Consider the following 17,550-nt stretch of genomic DNA (forward strand, 5'->3'; position numbering starts at 1 on the left):
ACATAATGCGCATTAGATTGATAAGTATTTCATCACATAATCAAACAATATTGTGATGCGGTACATTCATCGAAATTGGAACCAAGGTTAACATTGGCAATGATGAAATCGTTATCGTGACCAGATTAAAATACTGAGTATATACACAGGTTAACGGTATAGTCAGTTTTGGGAAGACTATCGGGCAAACATCCGGAATATATGCAGTTAAGCGAACTATCCCTGCCCTGTCACATTGATTTGTCATGGATTGAACGTCAGTCGTTCTGGAACTAAACGGCAGCCTAGAAACGGACTAAACAGGCGCAGAGCCTTATAATAAATTGTTAGGCGATTTGAGGAAAGCATGGAAGTACTAATATACCAAGAAAGGCTCAGCGACTTTAAAGAGATCGAAAAGCTTTTGATTGAGTCAAAAATCTTGTTGAATCCTTATGGAATTGACACTGACCATGCGTATAAACTTGAAAATTATTTGTTGAACAGTAACCAACAGGTTAGCTGTTTGCTTGATAGAAACATCGTCTCATATCTTATTGACTTGGTTAAAGGTGTTGATCTATCGCCAGAGTTTGAAGTGAGCCGTTGCCATAGGCTGACCGCAGCTCTTCAAGCCTTTTTTAATGCTTCAAGTATCAAATCGGAACCGGGTCTTTCATACCATGAATACATTGAAAACTCTTCTGTTGAACGTGCAGATGAAGAGCTGAGTTATTTCCGTTCAGCGGATAATTTGGACGCAAATATATATTTGGATATAGCATTAAATAACATTAATTCTATCCCCTTTGAAGTTGTCCCTCGTTATCAAGCAGGCGAGTTAATTAACTTTGACACGGAATACCGTGTCAAAGCCTTCGAGTTTAATATAGTTGTCATCAAAAAAGGGTTGAGCATTCGCTCCAAGTGTAACAACGATTACGAAGCTGTGAAGTCGTTATTAGAGTGGATGTTTGAGGAGTATGTTTTTTGTGCTCCTGCATTTTACTTCATGGCGATTTACTTTAGTGGCGAGAAAATACCTAAAATGCTCAAGTCTAGCTCAATGAAAAGCGTCAGGAATGCGGGGTGGGATTTGGCATTACTTCAGCACTGGCTAACATTAGCTAACAAAGACACTGACCAATTGTGGCTACTGGCTAGTATGGACAAAGCCATTGCCAAAATAGCAGATATGATGCTTCCTAGATCTACTGAAGAGCCAGAAGAGTACTTTGGTAGGCTTGAGCATACATTCTCTACTATGTGGGGGAAGAAGTATGGTTATGGTAGTAAACTTTTCCAAAGGCTTCGTTACTGGCAGGAAAACGCAGACAGCCCAAAAAGAAAAACTAATCTTCCTGAAAATAGGACATCTGAGTATATGTTGGCTTTGAGGGAGTCAGTGCACGAGGAGTATATGCGAGCAACAATCGCCTAACAAACTGTTCAAGAGGGATTCGCAACGCGTGGCATTTTAACTATGCGTTGGTTTTAGTGTTTAAGGTGGTATGCGGCGGCTTAGGTATTGCGTTGCTCACCCCTTAACAGAGCGTTAGGTGCACAGAAGGATCGGAGTATGTTCAAAAGCCTTGTTGCTATCATAGGGATATTCATTTCCTTTTCTACGTTCGCAGACGTAATGAACGTTTATATTGAAAAGGAAATAGATGATGACAATATTATCGTTGTAACAGCTAAGGGAGATAGGCTGTTACTCGAAAAGTGGACTATGAAGTTATCGCCGCTCTTATTCGAAGGCAAAATATTTCCCGCAGATATCAGCCCTCTTTGGGTAAAAATGTATATAGAAGGCAAAGGTGAAATAAAGTGGTCTGTAGAAGACCATTTAGGAACTGTAGACCTTAATGCTAAAACTGATACTACTAAACCCAAAGCTCCTAGCGTTCAAGGCTATCCAATCGAAATTGCTAATAATGACGAGTTATTTATCATTAATGGCGAAACCTTTAAGGCACAAACTTATTGTCTCGGTTGGGAAACAGGTGAGCAAGTAAAATTTATAGAAGGTAGTCCATATGGTGCATGTGCTAGCGCGAAGCTATTAAACTTAAATAGAGGCGAAACTTGTGATGTTTGGTGTGAATAATGCACCTAACAAGGCCATTAAGAGGGACGTCCAACACTCCGTTGCTTTGGTGGAAATGAATATGGAAATTACAATTAGGCGTATCGAAACAGAAAGCATTGAGGATAAAGGTATATTCGAGACTTTGTTCAGAGAGTACCTATCTGGATTCTCGGTTGAACTAGATCCCTCTGTTATTGCTCAGCTGTTTGCGCTGCCTTATTTCCACGGATTTATCAGTTTTGTCGACAACAAGCCTGCCGGTTTTGCGGTTTGTTTTGAATCGTTCTCAACTTATCGTGCGCAAAGAGTGATGAATATCCATGACTTTATGGTGTCGGATAGCTTTCGCAGTAAAGGTGTTGGCAGGGCGCAACTGAATGGTATCGAACAGTATTGTCGTGATAATGATTACCTCAAAATCACACTAGAAGTCGGTGATGATAATGTTGCAGCTAAAAAGCTCTACTGTTCATTGGACTACGAAGATTACAGAGTAGTTTTGAAAGGTCAGCAACATTGGCAAAAGTACCTCAATTAGCACGCACATAACAAACTGTTCAAGAGGGATTCGGCACGCGTGGCATTTTTACTATGCGTTAGTTTTAGTGGTTACGGTGTTATGCGGAAGCTTCGGTATTGCGTGCCTCACACCTTAATTGGGCGTTAGTTGCTTGGGGAAAATTAGCTTACAGGGAGTAATCAGATTGGTAAAAATGTACGGTTCTGAAGAGACAAGGGCGTTTTGTTGTAATTGTAAAGAAGTTACGCTGCATAGGTACGTAAGTTTCTCTAAGCCAAAGGAAGTAACTGAGAAAAAAGCTAAAGGTTTCTTCTCGGGTCTATTTGCTGCAATAGTTGGTGCATTAATGGAAGGTGAAGCAACTGGTGATTACAAATGTACAGTATGCGGTACCAATCTTCATACACCAGATAATTTAGATTGAGGTTCAGTATCTCTATTACTCTGCCAGTGGCAAGCTACGCAACTAACAAGCTGTTTAAGAGTGATGACTTTAAACGCTCGATAGAAAATTTGGACATAATGCACCATACCATTGGGATAGCGCATATTGACAAGCGCATAGTTAAAGGCAAACTTTGAATGAGTACTCAACCGTGTTCTAAACACCTTTCTGATTGGAAGCTTGATGCCAAATACTGGATCGAGAATACACTTAAACAACTAAATTACAAGAAAGTTGATGAATTAATCATTGTCGAAGATTGGTTTTTAGGTGATGTGTGGCGCATTCCAACAGAAAAAGGAAATGTATATTTTAAAGCAACAGCATCATTGCCACTGTTCTCTAATGAAGCGGGTGTCTGTAACCTTCTTGCTCATATTTTCAAGGATAAAGTGCCGGATGTTTTAGCTATTGATAAAGATCGACGTTGGCAACTAACTAGTGATTTTGGGGAGCCGCTGGATGAAGATGTAGATTTGACGGTGTGGAATGACGCATACCAGATATGGGGGGAGGCACAGAGTTTATCTGTTGAGCATGTTAATAAGTTACAACAATCAGGGTGCCAATCACGAAGTATCGAAAATTTAGCAACACAACTCATTTGGCATTTTAGCCAACCCAAAATTGCAGCGATTTTAAACGATAAAAATATTGTTTTTGATAGTAACCTTTTGTCGAAATTAGAAATAGCAGTTCACAATCTTAAAGAATATTCTTTGCCAGATTGTCTTGTTCATGGCGATTTACATGAAGGTAACATGGCAAGAACTGCCGAATCTTATTTGTTTTTTGATTGGAGCGATGCTTGCATTACTCATCCATTTATGGACGGTAATTTCATTTATCAGTTTTCAGAAACGAGTTTGAAGCAGAAGCTAATCAAGAATTATTTGTCAAATTGGCGCCATTATTTACCTGAATCAGAATTGCAAAGAGCTTGGGAAACTGCAGAACCAGTTTGCTATGCACATCATACTTTAAGTTATGCATCTATTGTTCTGAATGCTATAGACGGTAATGAAGATGACGTAGGTGATTTTACAGAATCATTTACAAGATATTTGTCATGTTTAACCAATTCAATTCGACACAAGAAATAGAACTTAATTATTCACAAAAACTCTAAAGTGCACATAACAAACGACTATGGCGTCAATAGCTAATTTCTGGCTATGTTTTCGTTCCACATGACGCCATCTCGAAGCATCGAATTTAAGATCACAACCATCTTCCTTACACACGCAATAATGGCGACTTTTTTCGGTTTCCCTGCATCTAAAAGTCGCTGGTAAGTATCTTTAAAAACAGAGTTACACTGCATTGCAGACATCATAGCCATGTAGAGCACGGTGCGTACTTGTGCTCGTCCCCCCTGAATGACTCGCTTGCCTTTATAGCGTCCACTTTCTCGATTGATGGGGGCAACACCAATGAGTGCAGCGGCTTGTTTGTTGGTAATAAGCCCAAGCTCAGGAACGTTGCTAATGATGGATGCAGCTGCGACTTTTCCGATGCCGGGAACGCTCTGCAGAAGACGATTTTTGTTTTGATACTCGGGGCATGATTCAATGAGAGATAGGATTTTTTACTCAGTTTTTTCTATCTGATTTTTAAAGGTCGTGAGCACGGGTTTGATGGTGCCAGCCAGATGTTTTGGTAATGATTGTAATCGGTTTTTCTCCATGGTTTGCATGGCCAGCAGTTGATGACGGCGAGCGACTAAATCACTCATTAAACGCATATTTTCAGGTTTCAGTTGCGTCAGATTAGGTTGAATGGCCTCGCTATAGTGAGCAATGAGTCTAGCATCTAATTTGTCTGTTTTAGCTCGTTGACCAATGGCTCCGGCGAACCGTTTTATATGTATGGGGTTGGCAATAACAAAGGGAAGTTTTGCTTCTGAACAAGCAATGATGAACGGCATTTCTAGACGTCCAGTTGCTTCGACAACAACACGCTGTGGGACATGTTGTTTGATTGTTTTGATGGCCTCTTTGATACCTTTCTCGTCGTTGTTAACAGTAAAAAAGATATCAATTGGGCGAATAAAAATGTCTAGTTGTGACTTACCTGTATCAACACCTACATGAATGTTTTGATGTGTGCTTGTATTCATAATAAGCTAACTCTTGCTTGCGAAATGCGGGTTCGAGACCCAGTCGACTATTCGAGGTTGATGCTTGGAGTCCTATGCGGCGTTCATGTTTGTTATCGGTCTCTCGACAGAGGAGCCAGCGTTTAAACGAACTACCGCATAAGAAGCTTTAGTTGCAGCTAAAGCTTGGGTCTCACATTACCCAAATGACAAGCTTATTATCCATACAAGCGTTTAATAGGGAGTTAATATGAAAATTTCTGAAGTATCAGAAAAAACAAATATTTCAATTCATACGCTACGGTACTATGAAAAAGAAGGACTATTACTGAATATTCGTAGAAATGTTTCTGGACAACGCATATTCGATCAAACAGATATCGAATGGTTGACTTGGATTAAGCGATTAAAATCTACAGGCATGCCACTAGCGGAAATCAAAACGTTTGCGAAACTACGCTTAGCCGGCACTAATACATTGCATGATAGAAAATTATTACTTTTAACTCATAAGGTCAATTTAGAACGCGAGATAGAACGACTGAATGATGAGTTAGAAATAGTACGCTACAAAATAAACGCGTATGACGAAAAAATACTTGACCTAGAGTGAACTCTAGGAGTTAGTGTACTGACTTCACTAAAAAGGAGTCATTCATGTTTAACAAAGGTTATTACATTACAGCAGAGTTAAAAGTCAAAGAATCTGTGGACATCAATATAGCATTTCAACACCTTAAGAAACTTTGCGATGAGACATTAAAAGAGCCAGGATGCTCAATTTTTACACTTCATCAATGCATCAATGATAAGAGTCGCTTTTTATTGTGGGAAAGGTTTGATAGTGAGGAAGATTTCAAATTTCATTTCGTTCAACCTCACACATTAGAATATTTGAAGCATGATTTGACTGAGGTGGTACAGTATTTTGCCAGTGATGTAGCTAAAAACGCTTAACAAGAGCCTATGGCGTCAATAGTGTTAATGTTTGGCGCTGTTTTCATCACACCTCACGCCATCTTGGGGCATGGAATTGAGTATCACGCCCCCCATTTACGGCCAAGGCAACCTACACCAAGAGCAACTGACACCAAGGGCAACGCTTCGCCACCCTTTCGGTGTATGCACCCTACTTTGATCGTACAAAGAACGACATTGCGAGGAACCAAGATTCTTCACTACTTCTTATAATTTTCAACGAATGAGCCAGATGCCATACCCAAAGTCATGTCAGACGTCGTCTCTGAATCGATGTCAGCCTTCAGACCCTGTTGGCCGCCCACTTGTTTTTACACATCCAAATGACCGGCAATATGTGCAATACCAATAAACGAATCACATGACTCAGCATCACAAAAGCCGGTTCCAACCCCAACATCAACGCAGTTGCCGTCATGGCTTCGACACTTCCCGGCACCCAGGACATCACCAGCACAAGAAACGATTTTTCGGTCAGCGAGCTGAACACCAATGCCACCAACAGGGTCACCAACAGTCCCAGTGACATTACCGCCACGCCTGCAGCCATATAGCTGAGCATCTGCCGAAATGTGACCGTCTGAATTCGCACAGCAACCAGCCCCCCGAGCAGTACCATGGCTATCATCCCGGTTGCCTCCGGCAGCCTTACATTTGCGTCCGGCCACCAGTAACGAGCACCAGCTGTGACAACCAGGCTGGTGACCATATAAGCTGCGGGCAACCCCCATTTCCCCAGTCCGAATCCAGCCACGTAGGACACCAGCATTACTGCGCCCAATATCACCATGTCCACAGGTGGCGCGACATCAACGACCTCCGCCGCCTGAGCGGCCTGCGTGACCTCGGGTAAACCGTACATAGCAATGGCCGTGGCCAACAACATCAGGGTAACGAGCCGGACAGTATGGGTGAAAACTACACGCTGTGACGGCGCTTTCTGGCTGTCGGCAATGGCCAGTACCGCGCCCATTGCACCGGGAAAACAGCCGAGCAAACTTTCGTCTTTGCCCCAATTAGCCATTTTTCTCAGCCACCAATACCCTGTCAGCATTTGTAATGACAAGCAAAACACTAGCCCGACACCTAACTCAAAAGTGAACGTTTCCTGCCACTGCTTCACTTCAAGCAGGCTGCCGACACTAACACCCAGTACAATCTGGATAATTATTAATGTTACATTTGGCAATATCATTGGCCGATGTAGTTTGCCGCCCATTAATACAGCAATCATTGCACCAAACATCCCGCCCATAGGGACCCCGCTCAAGGTGCCTAGCCATGCGCCACCAAACATATAGCCAAATGTCATTAACATCTTGTTGTCCTGAGTATTTTTGTTGAAAACATTGGAACACAACAATTTCATAACAACAAGTTTTCATCAGACAAATAACGTCTAACTTTCTTTACACTCATGTGCATTCTTTACGAACCGTATGCATGATTTAAAAAGATGACAGAGGTCTGATTCTTAAAAGTAATTAACGTTTAAAATGCGATTACCCTTGAATTTTTGGAATCAACATCACATATTAATGATATTGATACCTGTGTTATTAATGATGCCGTAGAGGCATAAAAAACGATTCTCAGACAGGCCACGAAAAGTAGTACAATTGATGGCGAAATACCCACGATTACAACAAGATCAGGATAATGCGTTTGCGTCGACATTCGGGATTTTGATTCATGACCATTTCAACATTGAGTATGTTGACGACAACTTATGCCGAATTTTTGGTGCCGAAAATCCAGACACCCTGCTTAACTTACCCGACCTGCTCAGCGTTCTGTGTGATTGTGACCCTCAAGCCGAACGGGCATTTTACGCTGAACTGATGAGTGGCCAGGCATCACCACGTATTATGACCTTCCGCCTGACCAAACCTTCTGGAGAAGTCGTTCATGTTCTGATTGCCGAGTCTATCATTCACTGGAAAGACAAGATGGCGGTCCAACTTTCGGTCATCGACATTACCGAAAAATACAACGACTTTAGTTCATTAGAGAAAAAAGCCTACATTGATTCATTGTCAGGGCTGACAAACCGGCATGGATTTGAGCGCATTCTGGAATGTGAAATCAGCCGTGCCCGCAAGTATGGTTATCCGATTTCCTGTCTGTTTATTGACATCGACAATTTTAAAACCATCAATGACACCTATGGCCATCATGTCGGCGATGATGTCATTACGTTGTTTGCCCAAAGCTGTAAAAACAGTTTCCGACAGACAGATTTCATCGGGCGCTGGGGCGGCGAGGAATTTCTGATCCTGTTACCCAATACGCCGCAACAATACTGCCACATGCTGGCTGAGCGCTTGCGTCAGGATGTGGCGCATCATTCTGTCACGGTTCAGGATGACAAATGCCTGTCCTTTACCATCAGTATCGGCACACAAACGCAGCAGGACGGCAATTACCATGCTCAGCAATTAGTCCGTCAGGCAGACATTGCGCTGAATCACGCCAAAAAACATGGTAAGAACCAAGTCGTCGCTTTTCACGACATTTGCAGGCAAAAGGCCGATAAGTAACTCCCCTAACCTAAATGAAAGCCGATTATTAAAAAGCCCCCTGACCTGTCATGCACATCCCGCTGTTACGATCATTAATGAACACAGTGACTTTAGTGCCATGATTCTCTGGTGTTTTTCTGCAAGGCTTCAGGGCTTTATCCTTATAACTCCCCGACCTTTAAACGACTTAGATTTCCTCACTGTTTTACTGTCATAACGACAACAACCGTTCAATCACAAAAGGGAGCCAAAGCTCCCTTTTGAATGAACACCCTGCAATGATGTTTAGTGGTTAATCATCACAGAGCACCTGTTTTTCACGGATTGAATCTTGTGTTCGGGCAGCCAGCATGCGCACTTCGTCAGCAACAACTGCAAATCCCCCGCCACGACATGGACTCGTTACTGACCATGATGAATACTGTCACGTGTCGAAGCCAACAAACTATCAAAAAATCCGACAACATCTTTCCTGTTCAGCCAATCTGGCTTAAACCGAAAGTCACTCCAATGAGAAAGTGTCTGCCAGGTTTTCTCCAGCGGTGGACTATGCACATACAGTGCCGCAATTAACAGGCACTGTAAGGCACTCAGGAACGGATTTCGTGGCGAAAAAATCTTCAACGCAGATCCGAATGACATTTTTAGCCGCCGGTTGGCTAAATCTACGCTGTAGATTTCATCCAATAGCAGGTGAACGGCTCCGCCACTGAAAATAAACAGTCCGGATAACCACGCCGTTACCTCCTGATAGCCCAGCAAGTGCAGTAGCCAGACGACAAACAGTCCGGCCAGCATGATAAAAGCGACCGAATGGCAGCAACCACGGTGCACGGTCAGCTTCTCAAGAGTTGCTTTAAAGTTGTAACGAATGGTGAAGTAACAGAAGGTGCCGTAAATAATCAGCTCAAGCATCGACACCATTTGATAGATGTGACCGACCACACTGAATGTGATTAACCCTCCAAACAACCGAAACAGAGTCGCCATGGATGTGGAATTGTCAGAATCAATATCGGGCAGTAATCCGCCGATGGTGCCGAGCAACATCAGCCAAAGTGCGGTGATCGGCACAACATGCCCTGCAGAAAGCAGAGCGGTGGCCGCCAAACTACTGGTTAGCGCGGCCGTTCCAAGGTGTGTTTTGAAATTAGCCACTGTAATCACATACCAGGCTGTACCAGTTACCGGCGTACACGCAGATGGAATTTGTACCTTCCGCGTATGACCAGACCGGACAGCCTCGTCTCATAAACTGGATATATGAACAGTATTATGTATCAATTAACCAGGACTTCAATAAAAAACAGGGTTTTAGTGTTTATCGTCGCATAATTGATCAGATTTTCGTCATAATTGACCATCACCTGACGTTAACAGACAAGAGATCACTCCGTTAACAACAACTGGTAAAAGGCCAGATCAAGCCAGCGATCAAACTTATAACCAGACTGCGTGATTAGCCCTGCGGCGTTAAATCCCAGTTTTTCATGCAGACGAATGCTGGCGCTATTCTCGGCATCAATGGCGCCAACCATCACGTGATAGCCCTGCTCTTTAGCCTGTCTGATAATCTCTTCCATCAGTAGCGCAGCAATACCCTGCCCGAAATAATCAGGGTTAAGGTATACGCTGTGCTCTACCGTGTACTGAAAAGCGGGCTGAGGACGGAATCGACCATAGGTAGCGAACCCCATCAGGGTGCCATCTGGGGTAAACGCGCCGATCACCGGGTAATTTTGCTCTGTTTTTCCCTCGAACCAGGCTTTGATAACCGCATCCGTTCTGGGCTCGTATTCATATAATGCCGTTGTATGTTCAATGGCATAGTTGAAAATCGTAAGGATTTCATCGCCGTGTTCGCAATAGGTGCAGTTCTTCATCAAAGTCACTGTCATTTCCTTCTAACAGGTTGAATTTAAAGCAAGTTGATGCGGTTTCATGTATACTGGTTAGCAACACTCAAGCAACACAGGCCATACCATGGAAGCCGAACAAATCGAAATACTGAATTTCATCAGTCAGTATCCGCCATTTAACCAGCTCCCAGAGGAGAGCCTTCGGGACGTTGCCCTGAACGTCGAGGTCGCATACTACCGTGCAGATACCATGATCGTGAATTTTGGCGATGACATTCACGACTTATATATGATCCGCAGCGGTGCCGTAGAGATTTATCGTCGAAAAGGTGAGCTTTACAACCGCATTGATGAGGGGGCCCTGTTTGGACAAATGGGCCTTCTGATGAATAACCGTGTCCGCATGCCCGCCCGCGCTATTGAAGATACACTGGTTTATTGCATTCCAGAAGCTGTATTTAATTCGCTGTGCGAATCGTATGATTCCTTTGCTGACTTTGTCGAAGTGGAAGACAGTGCCCGCCTGCGGAATGCCATTTCCAACCAGTCTGAGGAAAATGATCTCACCACATCGAAAGTCCGCACACTCCTCGCCCGTGAACCCGTGAAGGTTGGTGCCGATACTACTATCCAGGCAGCCGCCATGACCATGGCAGAAGAAAATGTCTCTGCCATTCTGGTCGTTAACCCCATGCCTGCCGGTGAGGACGATGACATTGAGCCGCTGGTTGGCATACTGACTGACCGCGACTTATGCTCACGTGTGCTGGCAAAGGGACTTGATCCAACCAGCCCGATTGAAGATGTGATGAGCACCGATGTGATCACTCTTGATCACAACGCTTATGTGTTCGAAGCCATGCTGACCATGCTGCGCTACAACGTGCACCATCTGCCAGTGATTCGCAAAGGCGATCCCATTGGTATTATTGGCATGACAGACATTGTCCGCTACGAATCCCAGAACAGCCTGCTCTTAGTCAGCTCGATTTATCAGCAGAAAACCGTTCATGACCTGCGGGTGTTATCTGAGCAGGTCAAAGATTGCTTTGTGCGTATGGTTAACGAAGACGCCAACGCTCACATGGTCGGCAGCGCCATGTCAGTAATAGGTCGCAGTTTCAAACAGCGCCTGGCTGAACTGGCTGAGGAGGAGTTTGGCCCGCCACCAGTGCCCTACTGCCTGTTGGCTCTGGGTTCGATGGCCCGTGACGAGCAGCTGATTGTGACCGATCAGGACAACGCACTGATCCTCGATGATCGTTATGACGAAGCCAAACACGGTGCTTACTTCGAAAAACTGGCTACCTTCATTTGTGACGGTCTGGCCGCCTGTGGTTACAGCTACTGTGACGGCGATATCATGGCAACCAATGCTGAATGGCGTAAAACCCGCTCGCAGTGGGAAGCCTGTTTTGCAGAATGGATTGATAATCCTAAACCCCAGGCTTTGCTGAACAGCTCCATTTTCTTCGATCTGGACGGTATATACGGCCGGGTCAAATGGGCAGAGCAACTCAATAGCTTCATTGTTCGTCGGGCACGAAAAAATAACCGTTTTCTGGCCTGTCTGGCACGAAATGCCATCAGCCGTACCCCGCCACTGGGTTTCTTTAAAGATTTTGTGATGGAAAAAGATGGCCGACACAACAATTCCATCAACCTTAAACGGCGTGGGACTGCTCCGCTGGCGGATTTGATTCGGGTGCATGCGCTGGCCGTTGGTTCACGTTCGCAAAACTCGTTTGAACGTCTTGATGACATCATTGACGCCGGCATTTTACCTAAAGGCCGGGGACAGGATTTACGTGATGCGATGGAGTTCATCTACATGGTCCGAATCCGCCATCAGGCGCTGGACATTGAAGCCGGCATTGAGGCGGATAACAGCATTGAGCCGGAAAACATGTCTGATTTCGAACGTCGAAACCTGAAAGACGCGTTTCAGATTCTGAGCAACGCCCAGAACTTTATTAAATTCCGTTATCAGGGTAATCGTCGCTAATGAGCATTTTTACCTTCACCCGCGAACAAATGCGTCGCCCGCTGCTCAACACCCGAGCCACCCCTGACTGGCCGACCTTTTTCAGAACCCTGCAAGAAAATGCGCAGGATGAACGACTGAAAGCGTATTACGCTGCGCCGATGGTGAGTGGCGATACTCCACTCTGTGATGTTCCTTTTGTCGCGCTGGATTTTGAAACTACCGGCTTAGATCCGAAGAAACATGAAATCATCAGTATCGGGCTGGTGCCATTCACGTTACAGCGTATTCGCTGCCGGGAATCGGCAGAATGGTTTGTTAACCCGAAGCGCCCGCTCAACGAAGAATCCGTGGTCATTCATGGCATCACCCACTCCACTCTGGAAAATGCACCGGATTTATTGAAAATACTGGAAGAAGTGCTCAACGCGTTGGCCGGAAAAGTGGTCGTGGTCCACTACCATAAGATTGAACGCGAATTCATGGCTGCAGCATTGCAATCCCGGCTGGGCGAACGCATTCATTTTCCGGTGGTCGATACCATGGCGATTGAGTCCGCGATTCAACAACGGGATCACGGCGGTTTCCTGAAACGTATGCGGGGCATCCGCCCCAACTCGGTTCGTTTGGGACGAAGCCGAACGCGTTATGGGTTGCCGGCCTATCATCCCCATCACGCACTGACCGATGCACTGGCCACTGCGGAATTGCTGCAAGCGCAAATTGCCTATCACTTTTCGCCGGATACACCGTTGTCAGAAATCTGGCTATAGTCACAATTCATCTATATCCATAAAAACAGACCATAAAAACAGCCCATAAAAAAACGCCGTCATAACTGACGGCGTTTTTGTTGAAAAGCTTGTCGAATGAATCAGTCGCGGAAGCGCTCAGTGCGGAAGCCCATAACCAGACTGACGCACATCAGCAGCAGGATGAAGACAAATGGTAAGGCAGTGGATATTGCACCGGCCTGCAGTGCTTCAATCGCTTCGGTACCACCGACATACAACAGTACAGCAGCAACAGCCCCTTCCATACTTGCCCAGAAAATACGCTGCGGCATAGGAGAGTCCATCTTACCGCCTGCGGTAATGTTATCAATAACCAACGAGCCGGAATCTGAAGAGGTAATAAAGAACACCATCACCAGAATAATAGCGATAACCGACAGCAGCGTGCTCATTGGCAATGACTCAAACATCTCAAACATCGCCAGCGGTACCGCTGTCAAACCTTTCTCACCCAGAACACCAATTCCATTCATGACCTGATCAATCGCTTGACCGCCAAAAACGGACATCCACAGTGTTGTTACCAGTGTAGGAACAATCAGCACCGCGATCATGAACTCGCGAATAGTACGGCCTTTCGACACTCGTGCGATAAACATCCCCACAAATGGTGACCATGACACCCACCAAGCCCAGTAAAACACCGTCCAGCCGTGCATCCAAGCCTGATCTTCACGGCCATGAGGGTTACTCAACGCTACAAAGTTTTTCACATAACCAGCAACCGTCGTCGGCACTGTGCTCATCGAAACAGAAAAGCCCACCAGCGCAACAAACACTAACAGTGCCAGTGCAACCAGCATATTGATGTTACTCAGCAGTTTCACACCACCATCGATCCCGCGAGCAACGGAAAAGATAGCCAGCAAGGTCACAACCGTAATCACTGCCACCTGAAGACCAATGCCGCCATCAATACCGAACACATGTTCGATACCGCTTGCCGCCTGTTGAGCCCCCAGACCGAGCGACGTAGCCAGACCAAACATCGTGGCAAGCACCGCGAAGATATCAATGATATGACCCGGCCAGCCCCAAACGCGATCCCCCAGCATCGGGTAAAAAATCGAGCGAATAGAAAGTGGCAAGCCTTTATTGAAAGCAAAAAATGCCAGGGATAATGCCACCACGCCATAAATTGCCCACGGGTGCAGACCCCAGTGGTACATAGTTGCGCCCATTGCCACTTCAAAAGCTTCAGGCGTGTTCGGCGTGACATTCAATGGGGTTTCATACCAGCCGGTGTAGTAAGCAACTGGCTCAGCCACACTCCAGAACATCAAACCGATACCCATACCGGCCGCAAACAACATTGCCAGCCATGAAGTACGGGAATAATCCGCTTCGGCATCTTTACCACCGATACGGATCTTACCGTATGGCGACACAATCAAGGCCAGGCAAAAGAGCACAAAAATGTTACCAGCCCAGATAAACAATGCGTCGAACCCATTGATAATGCTGTTTTTAACACCATTCAGTACCGACTTAGCTGCTGCCGGGTCACTGACCAGCACTGCAACCAGGAACAGCAGGATCAGACCAGCACTGGTTCCAAACACAGGGTTATGGACATCAAATCCCCATTTCTGGATGTTGTCCTGCCCTACGGTGTAATCGGTATTGTCGATACTGTATTTGTCTATACGTTTACTCATACTGTCATCCAACTTACAGAAGGGATGTTCTACAGAAGCATTATTTGACCAGTGAGCGAGTTTTTCCACCCGTTAAAAAGTCAGATGATGATCCTGACAAACACTCTCAGCAAGAATATTTAGCCCTGTAATAATCAACACGATGAAAATATATAACCATTTTTAGACAATAAAAGTCAAGATCAATGTAATTTAGGCAAAAAATGATCATTTAATCTTAAGTTAATCCTACAACATCAAGATTCAATGAAATTAAGTCACACAAAAAATAGTTTGCACACTAATCAATAGCCAATTTATCTTCAAATGAATGCTTTGAGTCGTTGCCTTAATATCCACGTTTAACCGCCATTAATAAGCATACGTTGAAATCCGCAGTCGTGATCTCTCAGCAGTGATTAAGCGGGCTTGTATTAATTATTATTGGTCATTCAGCGCGTTGCTGGCCGAGTCTTAGAGCAAATCTCTAAGTCACATTGGCGATGGGTCACAATCTCTTTGAGTCACATTCAAAACAAAATGCCTTTCATGTCTGTTTTATCGGCACATTTGTAAGATTTCTGTCACACACCAGTCACTTAAGTGCCATAGTTGGCATATAGCATGTGGCCGCATCAAATAAACATAACAATCTTCAAATCAGATTTTCGAAAGGAAGACAGTATGAGCAGTGTTGAGCGCCACGATGAACCAAGATTTAATCAAATTATCAGCAAGGGGCTGAACCGCAGGCAGTTCCTGCAGGCGACGACGGCCGCCGGTACTGTGGCATTTTTTGCAGCGACACCGGTTGCAACGGCTGTTGCTGCTGAAAGCAACAGTAAGCTTCTGGGTTTTAAAGGCATTCCAGCCTCAACATCAGATACGATTATCGTTCCGGAAGGCTATCAGGCTGACGTACTCATCTCATGGGGCGACCCACTATTTAAAGGTGCTCCGGCCTTTAGTCAGGGGGCAGACAGTCAGGCGCAGGAACAACAGTTTGGCGATAACAATGACGGCATGACCTTCTTCCAGATCAGCGACGATCGTGCAGTCATGGCGATAAACAACGAATACACCAATCACGAATACCTGTTTGCTCATCAGGGCAAAAACATGTCTGCTGATGACGTGAAAAAATCTCAGGCTGCACACGGAATCTCGGTGATCGAACTGATGAAAAAAGACGGTCAGTGGGTGTTCAATCAATCAGGCCGCCTAAACCGCCGTATCACCGCCAACACAGAGATGATGATGACAGGCCCTGCCGCCGGTCACGACCTGTTGAAAACAGAGGCAGATCCAACTGGCAAAAAAGCACTGGGGACATTCAATAACTGCGCAAACGGCCAGACGCCATGGGGAACTTACCTGACCTGTGAAGAAAACTTCAACAGCGTTTTTGGTGCCAACTCGTCTGTTGCCCTGAGCAGTACCTATGCCCGTTACGGCCTGTCTGAGCAGGATGCCGGCTACGAATGGTACAAGCATGATCCACGCTTTGATTTAGCAAAGACGCCAAACGAACCACATCGCCATGGCTGGGTTGTTGAAATTGACCCGATGAATCCGAACGCCACGCCTAAAAAACGCACTGCGCTGGGCCGTTTCAAACATGAAAATGCGGCACTGACAATCAATAACGACGGTCATGTCGTGGTTTACATGGGTGATGATGAACGAGGCGAGCACCTGTACCGTTTTGTGTCTAAGAACAAATACAACGCTTCCAATCCAGCCGCTAACCGTGATCTGCTAGATGAAGGTACACTGTTCGTTGCTAAGTTCGATGCGAAAGACGGAGAGCTGAAAGGCGATGGTGAGTGGGTTGAGCTGACATTCGGTAAAAATGGTCTGACACCTGAGAACGGTTTTGCCAGCCAAGCAGACATACTGATTTTTGCCCGTCAGGCAGCAACTCAAGTTGGCGCGACAACAATGGACCGTCCTGAATGGGTCGCGGTTAATCCAAAGAGCCAGCACGTATTCTGTACCCTGACCAACAACAAAAACCGTGGTGTGAAAGACAATCAGCCGGTTGACGGTGTTAACCCGCGCGCCAAAAAACCCCTATGGCCACATCGTTCGCTGGGCACCTTCTGGCAAAGATCATACGGCAAAACGCTTCAGCTGGGATCTGTACCTGATTGCCGGTAACCCGACTGTCCATACAGGACTGATGGGCGGTAGCGACAACATCAATAAAGACAATATGTTTAACAGCCCTGACGGTATCGGCTTCGACAATGCTGGTCGCCTTTGGATCCAAACCGACGGTAAATACACCAACGAAGGGGATTTCTCTGGCATGGGCAACAACCAGATGCTGTGTGGCGATCCGGAAAGCGGTGAAGTGCGACGCTTCCTGACTGGCCCTGTCGCCTGTGAGATCACTGGCCTGACATTCAGTCCGGATCAGAAAACCATGTTCATCGGGGTTCAGCATCCGGGCGAAGAACTGGCACCGTCACACTTCCCTGACGGCGGCAACACCATTCCTCGCTCATCCGTTATCCGCATTACCCGTAAAGACGGCGGTATTATCGGCGCCTAACGTGGCCGATATCTGAACCTTAACGCTCCTTGCACTCTTTTGACGGGCCATTTGGCCCGTCTTTTTTCATGCCTTTTCAATTCAT

Annotated in this window: 14 protein-coding genes and 2 pseudogenes; 11 read left to right on the top strand and 5 right to left on the bottom strand. The window is 45.5% G+C overall.

What is annotated here, in order from left to right:
• Positions 1-346 precede the first annotated feature (346 nt).
• The 5 genes from FH974_RS21095 (at position 347) to FH974_RS21125 (ending at position 4,139) form a co-directional block, all read left to right on the top strand.
• A complete protein-coding gene (locus tag FH974_RS21095) occupies positions 347-1,420 on the top strand; it encodes a hypothetical protein (protein WP_207103733.1) in 1,074 nt (357 codons plus the stop codon).
• Positions 1,421-1,621: 201 nt separating this feature from the next.
• Positions 1,622-2,089: a hypothetical protein gene (locus FH974_RS21105; RefSeq protein WP_207103734.1), complete on the top strand. Its 468-nt coding sequence runs from the start codon at positions 1,622-1,624 to the stop codon at positions 2,087-2,089.
• Between the two features lie 61 nt (positions 2,090-2,150).
• Positions 2,151-2,609, top strand: coding sequence for a GNAT family N-acetyltransferase (locus FH974_RS21110; protein WP_047886317.1), 459 nt, complete (start codon positions 2,151-2,153; stop codon positions 2,607-2,609).
• A gap of 175 nt (positions 2,610-2,784) precedes the next feature.
• Positions 2,785-3,015, top strand: coding sequence for a hypothetical protein (locus tag FH974_RS21120; protein ID WP_207104245.1), 231 nt, complete (start codon positions 2,785-2,787; stop codon positions 3,013-3,015).
• Positions 3,016-3,173: 158 nt separating this feature from the next.
• Positions 3,174-4,139 (top strand): phosphotransferase, encoded by a 966-nt coding sequence (locus tag FH974_RS21125; RefSeq protein ID WP_207103735.1) that lies wholly within the window; start codon positions 3,174-3,176, stop codon positions 4,137-4,139.
• A gap of 59 nt (positions 4,140-4,198) precedes the next feature.
• Here FH974_RS21125 and FH974_RS21130 read toward each other — a convergent pair.
• Positions 4,199-5,155 (bottom strand): annotated as a pseudogene (locus FH974_RS21130) (IS110 family RNA-guided transposase).
• A gap of 229 nt (positions 5,156-5,384) precedes the next feature.
• Between FH974_RS21130 and FH974_RS21135 the strand changes: the two are divergent.
• On the top strand, positions 5,385-5,747 hold the full coding sequence (locus FH974_RS21135; RefSeq protein ID WP_047885806.1) for a MerR family transcriptional regulator: 363 nt from the start codon (positions 5,385-5,387) through the stop codon (positions 5,745-5,747).
• A gap of 44 nt (positions 5,748-5,791) precedes the next feature.
• The gene (locus tag FH974_RS21140) at positions 5,792-6,091 is read left to right on the top strand and encodes a putative quinol monooxygenase (protein WP_047885807.1); all 300 of its coding nucleotides are present in this window, start codon (positions 5,792-5,794) and stop codon (positions 6,089-6,091) included.
• 304 nt (positions 6,092-6,395) lie between these two features.
• On the opposite strand, the gene FH974_RS21145 is transcribed toward FH974_RS21140, so the two are convergent.
• Positions 6,396-7,430, bottom strand: a complete 1,035-nt coding sequence (locus FH974_RS21145; protein WP_047886318.1) for an AbrB family transcriptional regulator — start codon at positions 7,428-7,430, stop codon at positions 6,396-6,398.
• A gap of 304 nt (positions 7,431-7,734) precedes the next feature.
• On the opposite strand from FH974_RS21145, the gene FH974_RS21150 reads away from it, so the two are divergent.
• Positions 7,735-8,652 (top strand): GGDEF domain-containing protein, encoded by a 918-nt coding sequence (locus FH974_RS21150; RefSeq protein WP_053061864.1) that lies wholly within the window; start codon positions 7,735-7,737, stop codon positions 8,650-8,652.
• A gap of 384 nt (positions 8,653-9,036) precedes the next feature.
• Here the strand turns inward: FH974_RS21150 and FH974_RS21155 are convergent, their stop codons facing one another.
• On the bottom strand, positions 9,037-9,792 hold the full coding sequence (locus FH974_RS21155; RefSeq protein WP_047885808.1) for a metal-dependent hydrolase: 756 nt from the start codon (positions 9,790-9,792) through the stop codon (positions 9,037-9,039).
• A 230-nt stretch (positions 9,793-10,022) separates the two neighbouring features.
• The gene (locus FH974_RS21160; RefSeq protein ID WP_107193897.1) at positions 10,023-10,517 is read right to left on the bottom strand and encodes a GNAT family N-acetyltransferase; all 495 of its coding nucleotides are present in this window, start codon (positions 10,515-10,517) and stop codon (positions 10,023-10,025) included.
• A 100-nt stretch (positions 10,518-10,617) separates the two neighbouring features.
• Between FH974_RS21160 and FH974_RS21165 the strand changes: the two genes are divergently transcribed.
• Together FH974_RS21165 and FH974_RS21170 are read left to right on the top strand one after the other, a co-directional pair.
• Complete coding sequence (locus tag FH974_RS21165; protein WP_047885810.1) at positions 10,618-12,498, top strand: DUF294 nucleotidyltransferase-like domain-containing protein; 1,881 nt, start codon at positions 10,618-10,620, stop codon at positions 12,496-12,498.
• Entirely contained in the window at positions 12,498-13,250 is a 753-nt protein-coding gene (locus FH974_RS21170; protein ID WP_047885811.1) for a 3'-5' exonuclease, read from the top strand. The genes FH974_RS21165 and FH974_RS21170 overlap by 1 nt, the downstream gene beginning before the upstream one ends.
• Positions 13,251-13,351: 101 nt before the next feature.
• On the opposite strand, the gene FH974_RS21175 is transcribed toward FH974_RS21170, so the two are convergent.
• Positions 13,352-14,929 carry a BCCT family transporter gene (locus FH974_RS21175; protein ID WP_207103737.1) on the bottom strand — a complete coding sequence of 526 codons (1,578 nt, stop codon included), beginning with the start codon at positions 14,927-14,929 and terminating at the stop codon, positions 13,352-13,354.
• Positions 14,930-15,592: 663 nt separating this feature from the next.
• On the opposite strand from FH974_RS21175, the pseudogene FH974_RS21180 reads away from it, so the two are divergent.
• Positions 15,593-17,465 (top strand): annotated as a pseudogene (locus tag FH974_RS21180) (PhoX family protein).
• The last annotated feature ends 85 nt before the right edge of the window (positions 17,466-17,550 follow it).

The organism is Photobacterium ganghwense, from assembly GCF_017329545.1.
Lineage (GTDB): Bacteria > Pseudomonadota > Gammaproteobacteria > Enterobacterales > Vibrionaceae > Photobacterium > Photobacterium ganghwense.